The sequence below is a fragment of the Paenibacillus sp. UMB4589-SE434 genome (genome assembly GCF_030226685.1).
GTDB lineage: Bacteria > Bacillota > Bacilli > Paenibacillales > Paenibacillaceae > Paenibacillus_B.
In genome coordinates, this window is the sequence record NZ_JASOYK010000007.1 from 103,562 (window position 1) to 121,440 (window position 17,879).

19 protein-coding genes are annotated in these 17,879 nt (G+C 48.0%); 3 read left to right on the forward strand and 16 right to left on the reverse strand.

Annotated elements, in window-relative coordinates:
• Positions 1 to 119: 119 nt before the first annotated feature.
• The 16 genes from QP775_RS20445 to QP775_RS20520 all read right to left on the reverse strand — a co-directional run bounded on the left by QP775_RS20445 (position 120) and on the right by QP775_RS20520 (position 15,478).
• Positions 120 to 1,148: an ATP-grasp domain-containing protein gene (locus QP775_RS20445; RefSeq protein WP_285108758.1), complete on the reverse strand. Its 1,029-nt coding sequence runs from the start codon at positions 1,146 to 1,148 to the stop codon at positions 120 to 122.
• A 12-nt stretch (positions 1,149 to 1,160) separates the two neighbouring features.
• Entirely contained in the window at positions 1,161 to 1,997 is an 837-nt protein-coding gene (locus QP775_RS20450; protein ID WP_285108759.1) for an HAD family hydrolase, read from the reverse strand.
• Between the two features lie 3 nt (positions 1,998 to 2,000).
• The gene (locus tag QP775_RS20455; protein ID WP_239331673.1) at positions 2,001 to 3,125 is read right to left on the reverse strand and encodes a cysteine protease StiP family protein; all 1,125 of its coding nucleotides are present in this window, start codon (positions 3,123 to 3,125) and stop codon (positions 2,001 to 2,003) included.
• A gap of 35 nt (positions 3,126 to 3,160) precedes the next feature.
• Positions 3,161 to 4,552 (reverse strand): phosphoribosyltransferase family protein, encoded by a 1,392-nt coding sequence (locus QP775_RS20460; RefSeq protein ID WP_239331671.1) that lies wholly within the window; start codon positions 4,550 to 4,552, stop codon positions 3,161 to 3,163.
• Entirely contained in the window at positions 4,488 to 5,696 is a 1,209-nt protein-coding gene (locus QP775_RS20465) for an HpcH/HpaI aldolase/citrate lyase family protein (protein WP_239331669.1), read from the reverse strand. Before QP775_RS20465 ends, QP775_RS20460 begins: the two co-directional genes overlap by 65 nt.
• A 102-nt stretch (positions 5,697 to 5,798) precedes the next feature.
• On the reverse strand, positions 5,799 to 6,593 hold the full coding sequence (locus QP775_RS20470) for a TerC family protein (RefSeq protein WP_239331667.1): 795 nt from the start codon (positions 6,591 to 6,593) through the stop codon (positions 5,799 to 5,801).
• Between the two features lie 38 nt (positions 6,594 to 6,631).
• On the reverse strand, positions 6,632 to 7,936 hold the full coding sequence (locus QP775_RS20475; RefSeq protein ID WP_285108760.1) for a TerD family protein: 1,305 nt from the start codon (positions 7,934 to 7,936) through the stop codon (positions 6,632 to 6,634).
• Positions 7,937 to 7,971: 35 nt separating this feature from the next.
• Positions 7,972 to 8,553: a TerD family protein gene (locus QP775_RS20480; RefSeq protein ID WP_028544482.1), complete on the reverse strand. Its 582-nt coding sequence runs from the start codon at positions 8,551 to 8,553 to the stop codon at positions 7,972 to 7,974.
• A 33-nt stretch (positions 8,554 to 8,586) separates the two neighbouring features.
• Positions 8,587 to 9,165 carry a TerD family protein gene (locus tag QP775_RS20485; RefSeq protein WP_285108761.1) on the reverse strand — a complete coding sequence of 193 codons (579 nt, stop codon included), beginning with the start codon at positions 9,163 to 9,165 and terminating at the stop codon, positions 8,587 to 8,589.
• Positions 9,166 to 9,251: 86 nt separating this feature from the next.
• Complete coding sequence (locus QP775_RS20490) at positions 9,252 to 9,833, reverse strand: TerD family protein (protein WP_239331661.1); 582 nt, start codon at positions 9,831 to 9,833, stop codon at positions 9,252 to 9,254.
• Positions 9,834 to 9,856: 23 nt separating this feature from the next.
• Complete coding sequence (locus tag QP775_RS20495; protein ID WP_285108881.1) at positions 9,857 to 10,462, reverse strand: TerD family protein; 606 nt, start codon at positions 10,460 to 10,462, stop codon at positions 9,857 to 9,859.
• A gap of 300 nt (positions 10,463 to 10,762) precedes the next feature.
• A complete protein-coding gene (locus QP775_RS20500) occupies positions 10,763 to 11,677 on the reverse strand; it encodes a TIGR01777 family oxidoreductase (RefSeq protein ID WP_285108762.1) in 915 nt (304 codons plus the stop codon).
• A gap of 210 nt (positions 11,678 to 11,887) precedes the next feature.
• Entirely contained in the window at positions 11,888 to 12,775 is an 888-nt protein-coding gene (locus QP775_RS20505; RefSeq protein ID WP_285108763.1) for an ADP-ribosylglycohydrolase family protein, read from the reverse strand.
• Between the two features lie 78 nt (positions 12,776 to 12,853).
• Positions 12,854 to 13,918 (reverse strand): AAA family ATPase, encoded by a 1,065-nt coding sequence (locus tag QP775_RS20510; RefSeq protein WP_285108764.1) that lies wholly within the window; start codon positions 13,916 to 13,918, stop codon positions 12,854 to 12,856.
• A 61-nt stretch (positions 13,919 to 13,979) separates the two neighbouring features.
• A complete protein-coding gene (gene pnuC / locus QP775_RS20515) occupies positions 13,980 to 14,651 on the reverse strand; it encodes a nicotinamide riboside transporter PnuC (RefSeq protein ID WP_285108765.1) in 672 nt (223 codons plus the stop codon).
• Between the two features lie 56 nt (positions 14,652 to 14,707).
• Positions 14,708 to 15,478 carry an NUDIX domain-containing protein gene (locus tag QP775_RS20520; protein WP_285108766.1) on the reverse strand — a complete coding sequence of 257 codons (771 nt, stop codon included), beginning with the start codon at positions 15,476 to 15,478 and terminating at the stop codon, positions 14,708 to 14,710.
• Positions 15,479 to 15,653: 175 nt separating this feature from the next.
• Here QP775_RS20520 and QP775_RS20525 point away from each other — a divergent pair, with 175 nt between their 5' ends.
• The 3 genes from QP775_RS20525 (at position 15,654) to QP775_RS20535 (ending at position 17,863) form a co-directional block, all read left to right on the forward strand.
• Complete coding sequence (locus tag QP775_RS20525; RefSeq protein WP_285108767.1) at positions 15,654 to 15,851, forward strand: hypothetical protein; 198 nt, start codon at positions 15,654 to 15,656, stop codon at positions 15,849 to 15,851.
• A gap of 312 nt (positions 15,852 to 16,163) precedes the next feature.
• Positions 16,164 to 17,021: a futalosine hydrolase gene (gene mqnB / locus QP775_RS20530; RefSeq protein ID WP_285108768.1), complete on the forward strand. Its 858-nt coding sequence runs from the start codon at positions 16,164 to 16,166 to the stop codon at positions 17,019 to 17,021.
• The gene (locus QP775_RS20535) at positions 17,021 to 17,863 is read left to right on the forward strand and encodes a 1,4-dihydroxy-6-naphtoate synthase (protein WP_285108769.1); all 843 of its coding nucleotides are present in this window, start codon (positions 17,021 to 17,023) and stop codon (positions 17,861 to 17,863) included. Before mqnB ends, QP775_RS20535 begins: the two co-directional genes overlap by 1 nt.
• Positions 17,864 to 17,879: the final 16 nt, after the last annotated feature.

Consider the following 17,879-nt stretch of genomic DNA (forward strand, 5'->3'; position numbering starts at 1 on the left):
CCCTCTACACCTCCATATGATCCCGGATGAACAGGATAAACTGCCCTGTTATTCCAAGTAAATATTTGGTATCAGGATTCATTCTACGGGTGGTTTTTAGGCTTGTCAATGAAGTCAATTCAGTGCCCAACATGGCTCTTTAAGACGACAGGTTGTTCAATATAACTGATCTGCATATCAAACTTTGGCTCTGGAACAACAAAAGACTGACCTTGAATCTCCTTTACAGCCAAATACGGAATGTTAACACCCGATAGGCAGGATATATACAAGCCCCCCGACATACGCGGATTTATTTCCAGCAGTTTTGGAATTCCCCTGTTGTACTTCACTTGAATATTAAACACATATGGAATCCGATAACGTGCGGCTACACGTTCGGCAACGTCCAGCAGTGCCGGGAGCTTTTCAAGCTCGTATACCCGGCCGGTCGACTTTCTGCGTGGTATAGCTGTCAGAAGCTTTCCCTCTGCCGAGGACAAGCAGTCAATGCTGTATTCGTCTCCTTCCAGCAGTTCCATTACCATAATGCCGTCGAACCATTCTTTGCTTGAAAAAGCTTTATACGCTTCTTCAAACGAAGTTCTAAGCGTCACCCAGCCATACATTTCCTCTAATGGGTTACTGCGTTCAGCAATAATACGGAATCCCATTCCACCTTCAGAGTTAGTTGGCTTGAAACACACTTTATTCCCTTCTGATGTTAGCTCTTCATAAGCTTGCTTGAACTGTGCAGCCGTATTTACGACCCGATAAGAGGGCAATGTAACGACATCGGTGTTCTGAAGCGCTTCGTAAAACAAATGCTTGTTCATCAGCTGGTGGAGCAGCGTAAGGTCCCTGCACACCATCACCTTAGTCCCAATGGCCTCAAAACGCTCGATTTGTTCGGCAATGTCATACATGTGCAGGCGGGGGATAAAGATATCAATGCCATGCTGTCTACAGAAGTCCAGACAGAACTGCACATATTCCGCGCCCTTGACAGTAGGTTCCACAAAAGCATAATCGCAAGCTTGCAAATGCATATGATTGGGGTCAGGATGAGTCCCATAAAATACAAACGGCTGCTGGTCCGGATTGCTGCGAATCATATGAATGTAATGATAAGCTACGGAAAACCAACGATTAAACCAAATTTTCGTCATGTCACATCTTCCTCACTGTATCCCTAATGGGGTTGTTTCTGCATAGTTAGTACTTGAGGCAAACCACGCCTGTATACGAACTAACAGCTCCTCTGACGCCGCCAATCCTGACTGTTCAGTAAAAGTAAAATGAGTAGGCGCTGCCCCCCCGTAATGTCTGAACAACTCACCATGCTTCGGTGCAATTGCAAAGTCTGCTGCACGCAGCAAGCTCTCATCCAGCAAGGAATCACCCGCAGCAGCCAAACGGGAACAACCCAGAAGTTGAGCGACGTAAGACAAAGCCCGACCTTTACATAATCCAGCAGGAACAAGATAAAGCTTCCTTCCCTGAATCGACATCTTCCACCCCTGATCAGCAAGCAGCAAGCGGAAGGACTCCATCTCAGACAACGGCAGCTTGTCTCTATGAATTCGTATCGCAAAGAACATCTCATCAGCGAATGATACATCGACTACCCATTCTGGATGGGCCAGCTCATCAAACCTTGCTTTCACCTCTAATGCTTCGCTACATTCCCGCATTGTCAAGCGAATCTTCTGCGCCCAATCCTCATCGGGCTTGCCGTCCACGAGCAGATACCCGCCATTACTCGTGATCGCATACTTGGGCCTGCAGAGGTCGGCAAGGTAAAATATACGGCGATATTGCTCAACCGTCCTTGTCGTAACAGGAACAAACTCCACCTGATTCATTAACTCCCTTAACCTTTCGATCGAGGTGTGGGACATATAAGAAATAATGCGACCTTCATATCGTTCGACAGGCACAAGTTGATCCAGACTAACCTGCCCCATAGAACGCTGTGAATAGATCAAGGTCTGATCGAGATCACTCGCAAATAACATCCGTTAAGCATCCTCCTTCATCGACTTTATAAGGCCGCAGCAGGAATACGTTAATCCCTTGTATACTTCAACAGGTACATTTCGCTGCTCAGCTAGCAAGAGGATATGCTTTAAACTCGGATTGTCGAGGCGATCCACAATAATCTTCCAGGGTACACGACGAAGCAGCACCCTTGTCGTCTCTCCTACGCCAGGCTTAATCAGATTCACATTGTTGATGCCAAAGCGATCTTGAATGCCTACTACATCCTCAAGTCCCCGCCAAGTTGCACGATGCTCCCGTGGATGCGCGTACGCATAAGCTGCTTTTACCTTTGCCTCAGCAGCTACACGTGCAAAGCAGCGGGATACGGTGTCAACAAATAAGTTGGACAAGTCCTCTTGCTGCCATTCGCGATAGAACTTTGCACCGTGATATTCATCTGCTCCGATCAAATCTGCTCGATGCACCGTTCGGCTGATCAATCCAGATACAGTGGAATTCAAGCAGGCACTCGGAATGAGATAATCCTCCCTTGTGCCATAGGTGTCCGAGCAGCGGCCAGGATCAGCTAATACAGCCAAATCGTCATCCACCTGTACACCATACTTGCTGAACATATGGTCGCTAGCCTGCATGAGTACTGTACGGATCGCCCCCTTGCCTGTCCAGCCGTCAACAAATTGGATCTGGCGATCCGGATGCTGCTGCAGCATATAACAGACAGCATTCTCATCGATCCCTTTGCCACGAATAATCGAAATGCTGTAATGCGGCGCTTCGATCTGACATATTTCACGCCAGTATCGCTTGATCAATATCCCTACGGGTGTTCCTGCTCTAGCTAGCGAGGCAAGCACAACGTTGTCGCCACGCTTCAGCCGGATCAGCTCTGCCACGATCCCTACGGCTAATGCCACCCGCTCAGCATTATCTTTCAGCGCCTGATGGAACAGTTGAATGTAAGCGTCAGACGGTCTATACTCCAGCGGCAGCATTTCCGAATAATGAACGCCCGCTTGGATCGCTTCCTCCCGATCTTCTGTTCCTTGTTCCATCATTAGACCACTCAGATCCTTAAGCACAAATCGTACATCTTCAGCACGGTAACTGCCCATATGTGGCGGATCCGGTAAGCGCCTGGACATGAGATTGGTTAGCATCCGATCATACCCCCATTAATTCATTGATCACCATACACGATATGTATAACCGGAATACCCGTCAGACGACATGCATCAAGAAAAGATGCTTCCTGCTCGTCTCCTGCTGCCCGTTCTATAAATACAAACAATTCATCGTACGTATCCAAAGGCACGTTATAGAAAAAGTTTAACGTTCCCCTGCAATCCATTGAATCAAATGAGAACACGTTCTGAATCCCATATCCTTGCTGACGATGCGGGTATATGGGGCTGCGTGTACTGGATTGATAGGACACACCTTCCCCCATCTCACTGGCAAGCCGCATCGGGATATACATAAATTCGCCCGTTCCCATACATAATGTTCTATTCCCCGTCCGCAACGATCGGATGTACTGTCCCGCACGAGCTAACTGTTCCTCTAATTCCTGTTGGTGAAGAGCGTCCATTCCGAATCTTCCCGTATCCCTCATGTAGGACTCCTCGTGAACCGACCGCTCCGCAATCATCGTTTGAGCCCGAGCAGGTTCAAAATAACGCCCTATGTAGTGACGCCTAACTGGCATGTCTTGATGCCCTGGCCATACATCCAGCTGAGGTCGTTCCAGTTCAATCGGGCCTCCGCTTACTCGAATTTCTCCTTGCAGCAATGACAGACATTCGATTGTAATCCCGAGTTCCTTCTCCAGATTGGCAAATCTCGCTTTGTCCGATGCTGATCGCCAATCCAGCAGACTAGCGATCACATAGTGGCTGCGCGGGTGCTTGCTGTGAAGATCACGAATAATATTCAACGACGTATTGCCTGTTGTTATCTCATCATCTACTAATACCACACGTTCCGTTCCATTAAAAAAAGTTGCCTGTCTCGCATAACAGCGATGTGCTGTCGCATGTGAATGCTCCTCTTCAAACTCCAAAACCGGTGTCATACCTGCAACTATTTCTCTAGTTGTGTGCAAGAATCGAGTCTGACCCTTGAAGAAACTGTACATGCTGTGTCCCAGAGCTGTTGCCGTTTCCGCAAACGCAATAAACAACAAAGGTTCTTCTACTTCAAGAGGATTTGTCCGCAGCGCTTCATATTTATCCTTCGCTGTATCCGGTTCGACAAACGCTTGAATCATATCATCAAGCCCTATTACGGGTGATCCCTGCAATCTGTTCTGAAGCAATAAGGCTAATGCCGCTCCTCCCAACAAAGAGACATGCGGATGAACGGGAATGTGTTTGCCCAATATTTTGCTGACAAAGAGAAAGCTTCGCTTTTTATTGATTCTTGCCGCCATTTCGAATAACACATCAAGCGGAAGCCCAAACGGATTGCCTGTCACTTCGATCTCTACCAACAAATCCCCTAGTATGTTAAATGAATGCTTGCTCGTATTCATTTTTCCCGATAAGCAGTGCGGTAAAGTTTTGGTTTTCATGCAGCACCCCGTATATTTCGGAACGAATCATAATGCGGCGCGCCCAGTTCATGTGCGGCTTGATTTCGTTCATTTTATTGGAATATTCGCTTTTCATCACACCGAGCAGTCCATTGTTGTTGGCGATAATATGAACTGCGTCCACATACTCTTCGTGTGTAACCGCATAGAGCGCCTGAACCGGTCGAATATGTGACGGATGAATAATGGTCTTGCCGATAATGCCGTTCTCCTTGTCCATAGCGACCTCACGAATGAGTCCATCTACATATACATTGATATACTGCATGCGCAATCTTCGTCCCAATCGACCAGCACTTTCTTCAAATGGCGTCTGACGGAGTTGTGGCTTCAGCACACGTTCACTCTTGAAGTACTCCCAGACCGGACCCGAAACGACATAACTGTCCTCCATCCGTCCAAATAAGTTAATAATGTCCGTGATGCAATCCCTGATTACACCAATATCGTAGATCGTCATATCGGGGCTGCGTCTTAGTCCGAATAAACTGGAGAAATCGGTAGCTCCAATCCGTACATTTAATATATAAGGCCTATATTCATCCAGCAGCTGCTTGATTTCGATAAGCGTCTGCCTTCTCGACTCACAATATATAACACTCGAAGATTCCAGGATCGGCATCGCGTACAGCAATGGCAAGGCAGGGTTAGCCAAATGGTATTCTCTTAGAATGGATAAGTATGAACGTCCATTCAGCACCGAGAACTTAGGCAGCACAAAGCCTGCAACCAGTTCAATCGTATCTTCCAGCACTGCGATCATTCGTGTCAGCTGCTCTGGTGCACGCACACGAATAAACAACAACGGCAGCTGATCACGAGTCATCAAACCGTGGTGCAGCAGCGTTGATAACCTTCTGAGATGATCCCTGATCGACTCCTCGGCAACCTGAAGATGCTGATCTCCTACCGCATCTTCCAAGTCAAGCACAACGGTAACAAGACCCTCGTACTTGCCTGTCAAGATATCCTCACTTATCGTCTGCCGAGTAGCCGGCATGTACAAAGCCGCGCCAAGAGCATGCGACAGCAATTCTCTATCTGCCCTATTATCGAATGGGACCGGCGCTTTATGAAAAATCAGCGTTTCTTCCTCTTCAGAGAGATTGTTGAAGTAACGCATTCGAATGACCTCCTCCGTAAGCGGGGACTGATTGTTAAGTAAAAAATAATCCCCCTGATCTACGGTTCAGAAGGGGGATTGTACTGCGAAGGAGAGTGCTGATTAAGCAGAAGTCGTATGCTCTGTTTTTTTCTTGATGGAGCTGACGATCATCGTACCTACGAAGACACCGATAATGACCGAGAAGAACAAGATGTGCGACACATGGATTCCGTATGCTGCGGCAATCATTTTCGCACCGATAATAATAATGAGAATAAAAGCAGCCTTCTCTAGTTCCGGGAACTTTTCAATAAGCCGCAGGAAGACTTGTGCCACGCCGCGCATCATTAGCACGCCGAGAATACCGCCGAGGAACAGCACCCACACTTTCTCGCTTACACCAAATGCCGCCAACACACTGTCAATACTAAATGCGATATCCATAACTTCAACGGCCAGTACGGTTCTCCAGAAGCCATAGCCTTTATTCTCGACTTCCTCTGCCTCTGCTTCCGCTTTTTTGCCGATATAAGGAATTAACGGGATGCCGCCGACTTTGGCCAGTTTAAATTGTAGTCCAAACAGATGACTAAGCGCGATCCATAACAGATATACACCGCCGGCAACTTTAACCCATGTGATCTTCACTAAAAATGTACCTACACCAATAGCGATGAACCGGAATATATAAGCACCCAGAATTCCGTAGAACAAGGCCTTTTTCTGCTGTTCCTTCGGCAAGTGCTTAACCATAACGGCCAAGACAAGCGCATTATCTGCGGATAAAAGACCTTCCAAGATAACAAGCGTGCCGATAATGCCCCAGTTAACAGGATCACTAAGTGTAGCTACAATGTTGGACCATTCAAAGAAACTGGAGAAATTGCTAATAAAGCTGCTTATGAAATCAGACATATCGAATATTGGCTCCTTCTATAAAAGAGGTTGCTTTATTATTTAGAACCGGCTCTCCATTGCAATCCCCAGTCGTACGCATGGTCCATATCTCGATGGCCCGGGAAATAATCAACCAGCTTTTCAATACTGAATGTTTCATTATTCACGTTACGGATCATAGCAATCGCGCACATTCCCTTACGATTCTCTGGCTGATCGAGCTTAATAATGATATCGGGTCCCTCTGGCTGCTTAATCGTAACAATGCCATCTGCTTGCGCCCAGTTGGCTACTCCTTCATAGATAAAGGCATACACCAGAATACGCTTGATCTGGGACAGATACTGTCCGTTGATGCGCAAGTTCTCTCCCGTCTTGACCATACCTGTACGATCATCTCCGTCAAGAGCGACATACGGTGCATACTGGAGAGCACCAAATGAATTGCCTAAAGCTTGCACGGTTGATTTATCCCCGTTTGTTAACTCATACAAGCAGCCTACATCCAGGTCGACACCTTTCGCCCCGAAAAAACCAGATGACTTCTTACGATTCCAGTTGAGATTAACGACGATTTCGCCAATTGGTCCCTTTGTCTTCGTCAGATTAACTACCTCGCCGCGCTTCTTTAGTTCAATCTTAGTCAAATTAACAGGCGTTGGCGCAGGAGATGGTTGAACAGGAGGTGTCTGTACCAAGGGAGCTGGAGGTACAGGCTTAACCGACGCTTGCGAGTTCATGTCATCGCGATCCCCTGAAGAATTGCCTGCTGATGCCGATGGCTTCTGATCCTGCACTTCGATGCCGAAGCTCCCGCACAGCGCAGCAAGTCCGCCCGCATATCCGGCTCCTGTTCCATTAAACTTCCATTCCCCGTTATGACGATAAAGTTCACCGACAACAATAGCGGTTTCGACTGTAAAAATCTGCCCAAGATTGTAACGAATGAGCTCATTGCCCGTCATCGGGTGGAGAATACGAATGTACAGTTCCTGAATATCTGAAAACTGATGCGACACATGTGCATCCGAATGAATCGTAAGTGTGAAAGCAATTCGCTCATACACAGCAGGTACCTGCTGTAATTGAATGATGAACTGCTCGTTATCCATTATGCCTGAATAAGAGCGCTTCTCCGCTGCGGACTGGACGCTAACAGAGCCAGCACCGCCTGTTGAATTGCCATAGAATACAAGATCCTCATCCTTAGTAACTTTCGAATCCTTGCTTAACAGAAAGGCAGACAAATCAATATCTACCTGCTTCGGGTTAACCCAGCCCATCCCTACAACAATCTGATCTAGACCAGGATTACTTTTTGTCAGATCCACCTTCTGACCTTTTATCAATGCTAATGACATATGTCTCCGCCTCTCCGCTGCAAACGATCAGCCCGTTACTGGGCATCCAGTCCATAATTGCGGCATAATGCAGCAAGTCCGCCCGTGAAGCCGGACCCAACAGCCTGGAATTTCCACTCTGATCCATGACGGTACAGTTCACATATGACTACTGCCGTCTCAATGGAGAAATCCTCGCCCAAATCATAGCGCAGTACTTCTCTGCCGCTCAGTTCATCCACTACACGTACGAATGCATTGGCTACTTGGCCAAAATTCTGACTTCTCGCCTGCGCCTCATAGATCGTAACCGTGATGCCAATACGCTGGACTTCCGCCGGAATTAAAGCGAAGTTAATCTTAATCTGTTCATCGTCCCCATCGCCTTCTCCCGTGCGATTATCGCCCGTGTGAAGAACGGAGCCGTTAGGTGTCTTCGTATTGCCGTAGAATACGAAACCTTCCACACCTTTGGCTTTTCCATCCTCATGCAGCAGGAAAGCAGATGCATCCAGATCGAAATCAACGCCATTGCTGTACTTATTCGTATCCCAACCCAGACCGATGATGACTTTCTCCAATCCAGGATTCGTTTTGGTCAGATCAATTCGCTGTCCTTTTGACAAGCTGATTGTCATGTCATCACTCCTTATCACTTGTTCACTAACGTCTTAGACACTAACGCCATAGTCACGGCATAAGCCAACCAATCCATCTTTGTAGCCGCTGCCTACAGCGCTGAACTTCCACTCAGCTCCATGTCGATATAACTCTCCGACAACTACAGCAGTCTCAATGGAGAAATCTTCGCCTAGGTCATACCGAATAAGCTCCTCGTCTGTTTGCTCGTTAACTACCCGAACATAAGCGTTAGCGACTTGACCAAAGTTTTGGTTGCGTGCTTGTGCTTCATGGATCGTAATGCAAAACGCCACTTTTTCCACGGCTGCCGGAACTTCTGCCAGTTGAATATGAACGCTCTCGTCGTCTCCAGATCCTTCTCCCGTACGGTTGTCGCCGGTACTGCGAATGGAGCCGTTAGTGTTAACTGGGTTGTTGTAGAAAATAAAGTCAGCATCAGAGCTTACTTTGCCGGAAGCGCTCAAACAAAATGAACTCGCATCCAGATCAAAATCGTTGCCGCCATCGTACTTGTTCGTATCCCATCCTAATCCGATAATCACTTTGGTTAATCCGGGGTTAGACTTCGTTAAGTCTACTTTCTGGCCTTTCGATAAATTTACAGGCATCTACTCCAGCACCCTTCTCCTTATATTAGAAGGAGCCGCCTGTTGTTGGACGGCTCTCAACACTGCATAGCAAGTAATGATTACGATTAGCCTACATCAAGGCCAAAATCGCGGCATAGGCCTGCAAGACCATCTCGATAACCGCTGCCTACAGCGCTGAATTTCCATTCACCACCATGACGATACAATTCTGCTACAACGATAGCCGTCTCTACAGAAAAGTCTTCGCCCAGGTCATAACGGATTAGTTCTTCACCAGACTGCTCGTTTACAATCCGAACAAAAGCATTGGACACTTGTCCAAAGTTCTGACTGCGCGTGTCCGCTTCGTGAATGGTGATACAAAATGACACCTTGTCAACCTCCGCTGGGATATTGGCCAGATCCACTTTGATCTGCTCATCGTCCCCTTCGCCTTCGCCTGTGCGGTTATCGCCTGTATGTACAACGGATTGATTGCTGTTCTGTGTATTGCCGTAAAAAACAAAATCCTTTTCCGAAGCTACCTTGCCGCCGTTATTCAACAGGAACACAGTTGCATCCAAATCAAAATCTTTACCGCCATCATACTTGTTCGTATCCCATCCAAGTCCAACTACAACCTTAGTTAACCCAGGGTTTCCTTTTGTCAAATCAATCTTCTGGCCCTTCTGCAAGCTAATCGCCATGTCGTATCCCTCGCTTCGTTGTTTTAGGTATATCGCGTTGCCAATACATTAATATGAGCAGCATGGGCACCTTCGCCCAATGCATTAAACTTCCATTCGCCGTCGTGGCGATAGATTTCACCAACTAGTAGAGCTGTCATACCCGCATAGCTGTCCGTCAAATTAAAGCGAATAAGTTCTTGATTATTGCTTGGGTTGACCACACGGATAAAAGCGGAACGTATCATCCCGAAATCTTGACGACGTGATTCACATTCGTAAATGTTGACACACATCAGAATCTTATCTACATCGGCAGGCACTCGAGACAAGTCGATCTGAATCTGCTCATCGTCACCGTCACCATCGCCTGTAAGGTTATCACCAGAATGGTGGACAGAACCACAAGGACTCTTCAGATTATAGAAGCAAACAAGATTGCCTTCCTTCATGAGCTTCCCATTCGCATTTAACATGAGGGCAGAAGCGTCACAATCTACGTTCAGGACTTGTTTTTTCTTCATCCCAAACAGTCCTTTCTGCTCGACCTCGGCTGGATCCCACCCAAGACCTACAACAATGCGCGACAAACCTGCGTTACCCTTTGTCAGATCAACCTTCTGACCTTTGACTAAAGAAATCGCCAAAATATTTCACCTCCCATATTAGAATTATTATCCACCTTCATCTTGCTAGCATTCTACAATTCTAGTAAGGATTCGACGGATTATTTTGTGATATTTTTCTAGATTTTAATACGAGGCAACCTTAATTATAGTTTCATGTTTTTACCACGTAAAGAAAATTAATACTTTGTAAACATATAAACTCAAATTATGACAAAATACGACTAATAACGATAATATTCATAACATCTTTCTACAAAATAATAAGCCGCGAGCTTCTGCTCACGGCTTTGCCATCTGCTTGATTACACCCTTTTTGTAGGATTATTGTGCTGTAATTTGCCTCAGCGCTTCATCCAGTTTGGTGTACTGGAATGAGAAGCCTTCACGAAGCAAACGCTTCGGTACACAATTACGGCCGGATAACGCAAGCTCAGGGTCGGCCTGCATAATTAGATAAGCACCAAGCCGGACAAAAGGCGTTGGGGCTGGCGGCTGCCATCCTTTCCCCATAACTTCACGCAGCGTCTTCATGAACTCACGGTTCGATATCGGCTGAACTCCAGTAGCATTATATATGCCCTCTGCTTGCTCTTCCTCAAGCGCATAACGAAACATAGCGTTAAGGTCATGGAGATGGAGCCAACTTATATACTGCCTGCCCGAGCCAATCGTACCGCCAAGACCAAAGCGTGCAAGCTGCATTAACGGTTCCAGTGCACCTCCGTCCGGGCCTAAGGCAAAGCCGATACGCAGCATAACCTTGCGTACACCTGGGATGTCTTGCTGAAAAAAGGCTTTCTCCCACTGCTGACACACTTCAACTGAGAAGCCATTCCCGTGCGCAGCATCTTCATCGCATTCACGTTCCGTATTGCCAAAGATCGCAAGTGATCCCGCCTGTACAATCACCTTCGGCTTCACCTTAAGACCACGTACAGCCTCATCGATAACACGTACAGCGTCCAACCGCGAGCGAATAATCTCAGCACGATTTGCCTTCGTATACAGACAATTCACACTTTTTCCCGTAAAATTCACCACACCGTGTGCGCCTTCCAGTTCACGCTCCCAGCCGGATTGTGTCCTGCCATCCCATTTCACATAACGAATGCCGTCTCTTGTTCCCGCTTCTCCTCGCGTCAATATACAGCACTTGTAACCAAGCTCACATAAATAGGTGCCGAGTGCCTGACCCAAAAATCCGCTTCCACCTGCAAGCACGATGCTAGCTGCCATGTTATCCCTCCTTGGCGTGTACTCTTGTTCATGCTAGGACAAACTTACAATAAACTCATAACCCGACTACCTCTATCAACACTTTCCAATGTGCAATGAGGTAGGTAGAAAAGGAAGGGCCAACGACTCCAATTAAAGTGGACACCGTATCATCCTTCCTAAGTTCCTTTATGAATAGGATAATATTGTTAAATGCATAAATCCATCTTTTTATTTGCAGCCAATCAACCTCAGCATCATTAATTGTTCTGCCAGCTTGTGCAATTGCTGCTTCAACATAATGGCTTTCCGATAACGCTCTGGGATCGCATCGTACCCATAATAGATGCCTGCTAATCCACCCGCAATCGCACCAATTGTGTCTGCATCTCCCCCTCGATTGGCAGCACCCTGCACCACCTCTTCAAATGATGACGAGGATAACAGCAGGAAGATGACCCAATGCATCGTGTCCACTACATATCCTGTCGGTTCGCATAAAGGAGGCTTCAATAAACCATCCTGATCCCGCTCATACTCGGTGCCTGCTATCTCACAAGCAATTGCCTCATGCAACGATTCATTATGGATAAGACGATATGCAATTCGATTGTAAATAACGCAAGCTGCGTCGCAGCGTTCATCGTAGTGAGTCATACGCGACTGCATACGGGTAATCCGGCTAACCACTACTGGGTCATCATAAGCAAGCGCAACTGGAAGGCATCTCATCAGCGAGCCATTCCCCCCGCTTCGTCCCAGATCCTGGTCCGCCAGGAAAGCTGCCTCGAACCAATTATTCTCCACCTGCTCCAACACATGCCTAATAATGTTGCCAACATCTTTAGGTTTTGTCTCATACCAGGCGATAAATTGTTCCCCTATTGCTTTCATGGGATCATCAGGCCGCTTCAGAATTCCTTCCGCCACAGCGATCGTCATCATCGTATCGTCTGTCACCTCCCCTGGCTCCAGGCCCCAGACGCCTCCCCCTATAATTTCTGTTAATACTCCGTATGTCTGACTGATGGAAGATGCTGTCATAAACTCAGTCGTCCCGCCTAACGCATCCCCAACAGCAACTCCAAACAAGCCGCCTTTTATACGGTTTATGAGCATGCTTCTCTCTCCTTCCTGCTCTAAAAAATAGGCAAACCTCGCATGACTATCTCATCACTATTCCTGATCACGGCTGTATCAGACTCCGCATCCATTTCCTATCCATTCAGCCAGATTCGCATAACGTCTATATGCAGCCAGCGTCTTTTTTACTGTGCTGACTCGCTGCTCTAACGTCCCTTTAAGCGGAATATAAGAAATATTGCGTAGAATAAGATCGGTCTTTATTTGCTTCTGAAAAACGTGACGCTGAACGTCGCCTGAACGATCCCACGTATCGTCGTAGGGAATATCATCCTCACACACAAATACGAGATCGTATCTGGCCGCGGCCTGACGTGCCAGCTCCTCCAGTCTAGGCAGAGCCTTGCCGTGATAATAGCGCGAGAACATATACGTGGTAATAGCATTGGTATCCACCCATAGGAAGTCACGCGCCTCTTGCACCAGCGCTTCTTCACGCTCCAGATGGCCCTCGGCGATCTCCACCAACTGCTCCAGGGTCAATCTGCGCTCGATCTGATTATTCTCCCAATATTCTCGACCGTATTCAGGCATCCAGATGCTTCCGTACTCTTTTGCCATATGAGCGCTTATTGTTGTCTTGCCTGTCGACGGCGCACCCAGGAAGACGATCTTCGTCACCAGATCACGGTACACGCAAGGATCAAGATAGGCTTTGCATGCATAGGGCGCTTGCCTCACAGCAGTACCCGAGATGGGATACATCGTCCGTTCTTCGTCTACTCTTCGATCTACAGCGCCAAGCGCAGTGCTCATATGCTCCCCATAGAACTCGCTTGAATAGAAATGTGTCACGGTGCGGCCTGCCAATAAACCAAGTATATATTGTTCCTGCAGCCGCTTAATTTCGGGGGTGTCCCCCATTTGCTGAGGGCCGTCCCAAGCCTCAATCACTTCGATGCTGGGATACAGTTTACGAATCCAGCCTGCCCGGACGGGCAAAGGAACATCAATTGTATCCGGACAATCGTAGATAACTACAATCACGTGCTCCATCTCACGCAAGGCAGTCTCAATCATAAATTGATGGCCTTTATGAAGGGGTGCAAATTTGCCAAGGGTCAAGCCTACCGATGTAATTACACGCTGATTGCAGCCAGTGCCAGTTCCATTATTCATATAAAATTTCCTCTCGTTGTAGTAATCAGACAATCATGATGCTAAACCTTAACAAGCTTGTTTATGGAGAAATGACTGTCTGCTTCAAGCCAGTTGCCAATCCACTCTGGCGCTTCTCCATACCACGCTGCCATTGAAGCAGCCCCGCAATCGCAATCGCCAAGAACACTACATACAGGCAGCCAACCGTAAACAATCCCTTGTACATGTACATCCCAATCGATAACACATCAACAGTGATCCAGAAGTACCAGCTTTCCCATATTTTCTGTGACAGCAAATATTGAGCAGCAAGGCTTAACGTCGCGACAAGCGCATCCAGATAAGGAATTGATGCATCTGTGTAAGCCGCAAGTAAATAGCCCCCTGCAACTGTAATACCGACAATGGCAGCAGCCAGCCAAATCCTCCATGTGGACGACATGCGAACAGTCGGACGAACCTTATCTGCTCCTCTACGCGTCAGCCATACAATCCAGCCCTGAACGCTGAAAGCAAAGAAAAAAATTTGCAGCGTCATATCCGCGTACAGCTTCGCATCATAAAACATCACGAAGAAGCATGCTACGTTCACCAGGCCTATCGGCCAGCACCAAATATTCTCGCGCGCCGTAAGCCAGACGCTTAACAGCCCTGTAGTAGTAGCCACTATTTCTAAAGTAGAAGAAGACGTCCAATATGCGACCAGCAGCATCCCCATCATTAACCCCGCTAAAGTGATTCCTCGATTCATCCTTAACCCCTCTTTTCAATACTTTCAAAGTGACAATATCAGTTCATAAAAAAAATTTACCCGTACAGAGATAACTTTGGTGTCTCACCTGTGAATCGGTACAGCTGCGCTGCCCGTTGGGAATATTGATTTGATTTTAGCAGCTCGCCTTGCGAATCACGCACTTCCTCCAGCACGCCGCTGCGGCTTTGCGTTGATTTCATTTTACGGATGAAATTCGATTCCTCAAACGCAGGCTCCACCGTCTTAATCACTTGGTACAGTTCTGCAAGCGTAAATGATTCTGGCAGGAACTCTTTTGCAATATCAGTTCGCAAAATCTGCTCTCTCACGCGGTCTAATGCCTCTGACATTATCTGCTGATGATCAAATGCCAACTGCATGGAATGAAGAGCTTCCTCCACTGTAAACAGGCCCACATTTGCGGCGTCGTCCGCTGCCTGCCGCTTGCTCAAATAGTCTTCATGCACAAGCGCCACATAAGCGTGGGAAATAATCCAGCCACGAGGATCACGACCAGGCGAACTGTATACGTTTAAGTACTCCATATGGAGCCCTTCGACACCCGTCTCCTCAAGCAGTTCGCGTCTTGCAGTCTCTGCCATTGATTCCGTATCGCGTGAGAAGCCGCCAGGGAACGCCCACATCCCCTCATAAGGCCATACTTTGCGTTGAATGAGCAGCACCTTCAGCTCTCGCTTCGGCAGTGATTTGGTGCCACGACGCTGTGATTCCGACGTAATCGTAAATATGACAATATCGGCTGGCGCACCATCTGGGGTGCGAAATTTGCATGGATTGTAATTGTGCTCATTTTCTAGTTCCATCTGTGCCGCTCCTTTTTAGTATCTTTTTGATAATATCAATATGACACTATCAAAAAGAATTGTCAACTTCTTTTTCAGACCTAATGCGCAAATCGAAGTTGCAGGGTAGTCTATCCACTTGAACTCAGCGCTATCATCGCATATGATAAGATCAATTCTATTGGAGGTGTATTTTATGAGCAGCAAGACCAAGCGCAGCCGCCAGAAGCTGGAGCGAGAGAACAAGTTGAACCCTGAGTTGTCTAGACAAGCATGGCAGCGCAAACCGATGACCCAAGTTGTACCAAATAAGAAAGTCGAACAGCGCCGATCGATGTGCCGAAGCAAATGGCATGACGATGGCGCTGTTGTTATATTTGGACAGACAGTTTGAAACCCATTAGCCAAGCGAGTCGACACGTCTAGCAGCAATTCTCCTTAAACGCTCATTCACCATCCACGCTGCTATTCATATAAATATTTTTACATATAAATTATTATCCCTATCTTTACATATGCCCCCATTAGCGATAAGTTGGAATAAGATAAACCAAGAACTGCTGACCTGGTCACCGCTAAGACGTTATGCCAATCGGAAATGCTAATCCGTTTCGATGGAGACCTCATTCGGATTCTTTCATCAGGCAAGATAAGCTTGGAGAAGTGGCTTTATTAACTTAAGTACATTTGAAGGAGTACTATAGATATGAACATAACAGCTTCTGTATCCCCTACTGATGGGAGCCCTATACAAGAACACAAAGAATTGCAACGGGTACTTGTTGTTACCTCGGTCGCGGCAGAGCGTGACGCCGTACTCCGTGGGTTAAAAGGCTGCGATAGATTCAACGTCGTCATAGGCGGCGTTGGTTCAGCAGCGGCAGCAGCCAGTACCGCAGCCGTACTGGCTGCTGCCAAGTACGACCTCGTGATTTGCGCCGGAATTGCAGGCGGATTCGTAGGTGTTGCCGAAGTCGGCTCACTGGTTGTAGCCAGTGAAATCGTTGCCGCCGACTTGGGAGCCGAAAGCGGCGATAATGGACATGCCCAAGAGGACGAAGGGAACGTCGGCAATGAAGACGTCAGCAAACATGCGGGCCGTGATGTGGATACGGTCCTAGCTGCGGATATGAGGAAGTCAGAGCGCGGCAGCGCGTATGCAAATCCACACAACGCAGGGCTTGCAGACGTCGACTTCATCAGCTTGGATGAACTGGGCTTCGGGTCGGCAAGAGCTGCAGTGGATGCCCAGACTGCCGCACGGCTCGCAGCAGCATTGGAGGCGGCACGTTTGGCTGTAAGCAGCGGCCCCGTGCTTACACTATCCACAGTAACAGGCACGGCAAGATCCGCTGCCGTTCTCGCCAAACGTGTGCCGGGCGCTGCTGCCGAAGCGATGGAGGGCTATGGCGTAGCCATAGCGGCTCAACAGCGCGGCATCCCGTGCCTGGAGCTGCGCTCGATCTCTAACGCGGTCGGCCCGCGCGATCGCTCTGCATGGCGAATCCCGCAAGCATTGCAAGCACTCGAAGCCGCAAGTACCGTATTATCGGAGGTGTTATGATGAAGATTGCTTTTTCTCCCTGCCCAAATGATACATTTGTCTTTCACGCTTGGGTACACGGGCTCATTTCAGGTGCCCCTAAGCTGGACGTGCAATATGCAGATATCGACATTACCAATAGTTTGGCTGCTAGCGGTCAAGGACCTGAAGTACTGAAGATCTCATACGCTGCCCTGCCATGGGTACTGTCAGATTATGCTCTGCTGCCTTGCGGCGGCGCGCTTGGCAGAGGGTGCGGGCCGCTTGTGCTCACGCGCAGCAGCTTGACGGATACTAGCGATCCAGGCGTGCTCACTGGACGCCGTATCGCAGTGCCAAGCGAACGCTCGACAGCTTACATGCTGTTTCGGCTATGGGCCGCCCAGAACGTTTCAGGCGGTGTTGGCGAGATCGTGGTCATGCCTTTTCACGAGATTATGCCTGCCGTACGCGACGGCTTGATTGATGCAGGGCTGGTTATCCACGAAGCCCGCTTCACTTACCCTTCTTATGGCCTGACATTGTTGGCCGATATGGGCAATTGGTGGGAGGAAGATACGGGGCTGCCTATCCCACTCGGCGCCATAATTGCCCGCCGTTCTCTGGATCTGGAGGCACTGACCCAATGGACGCGTGCATCCGTGGATTACGCTTGGGCCAATCCTGAGGCATCTCAGCATTATATTTTGCAGCATGCCCAAGAGATGAACGCTGATGTTGCGAAGCAGCACATCCAGCTTTATGTTAATAACTTCACCGCTAACCTTGGGGAGGAAGGCTATGGTGCCATCACTTCACTGCTAGGACGAGCTGCGGAAGAAGGACTTGTGCCCACCTTCGACTTAGCCAAGCTGCGGGCATAAGCAATATGCACCCAAG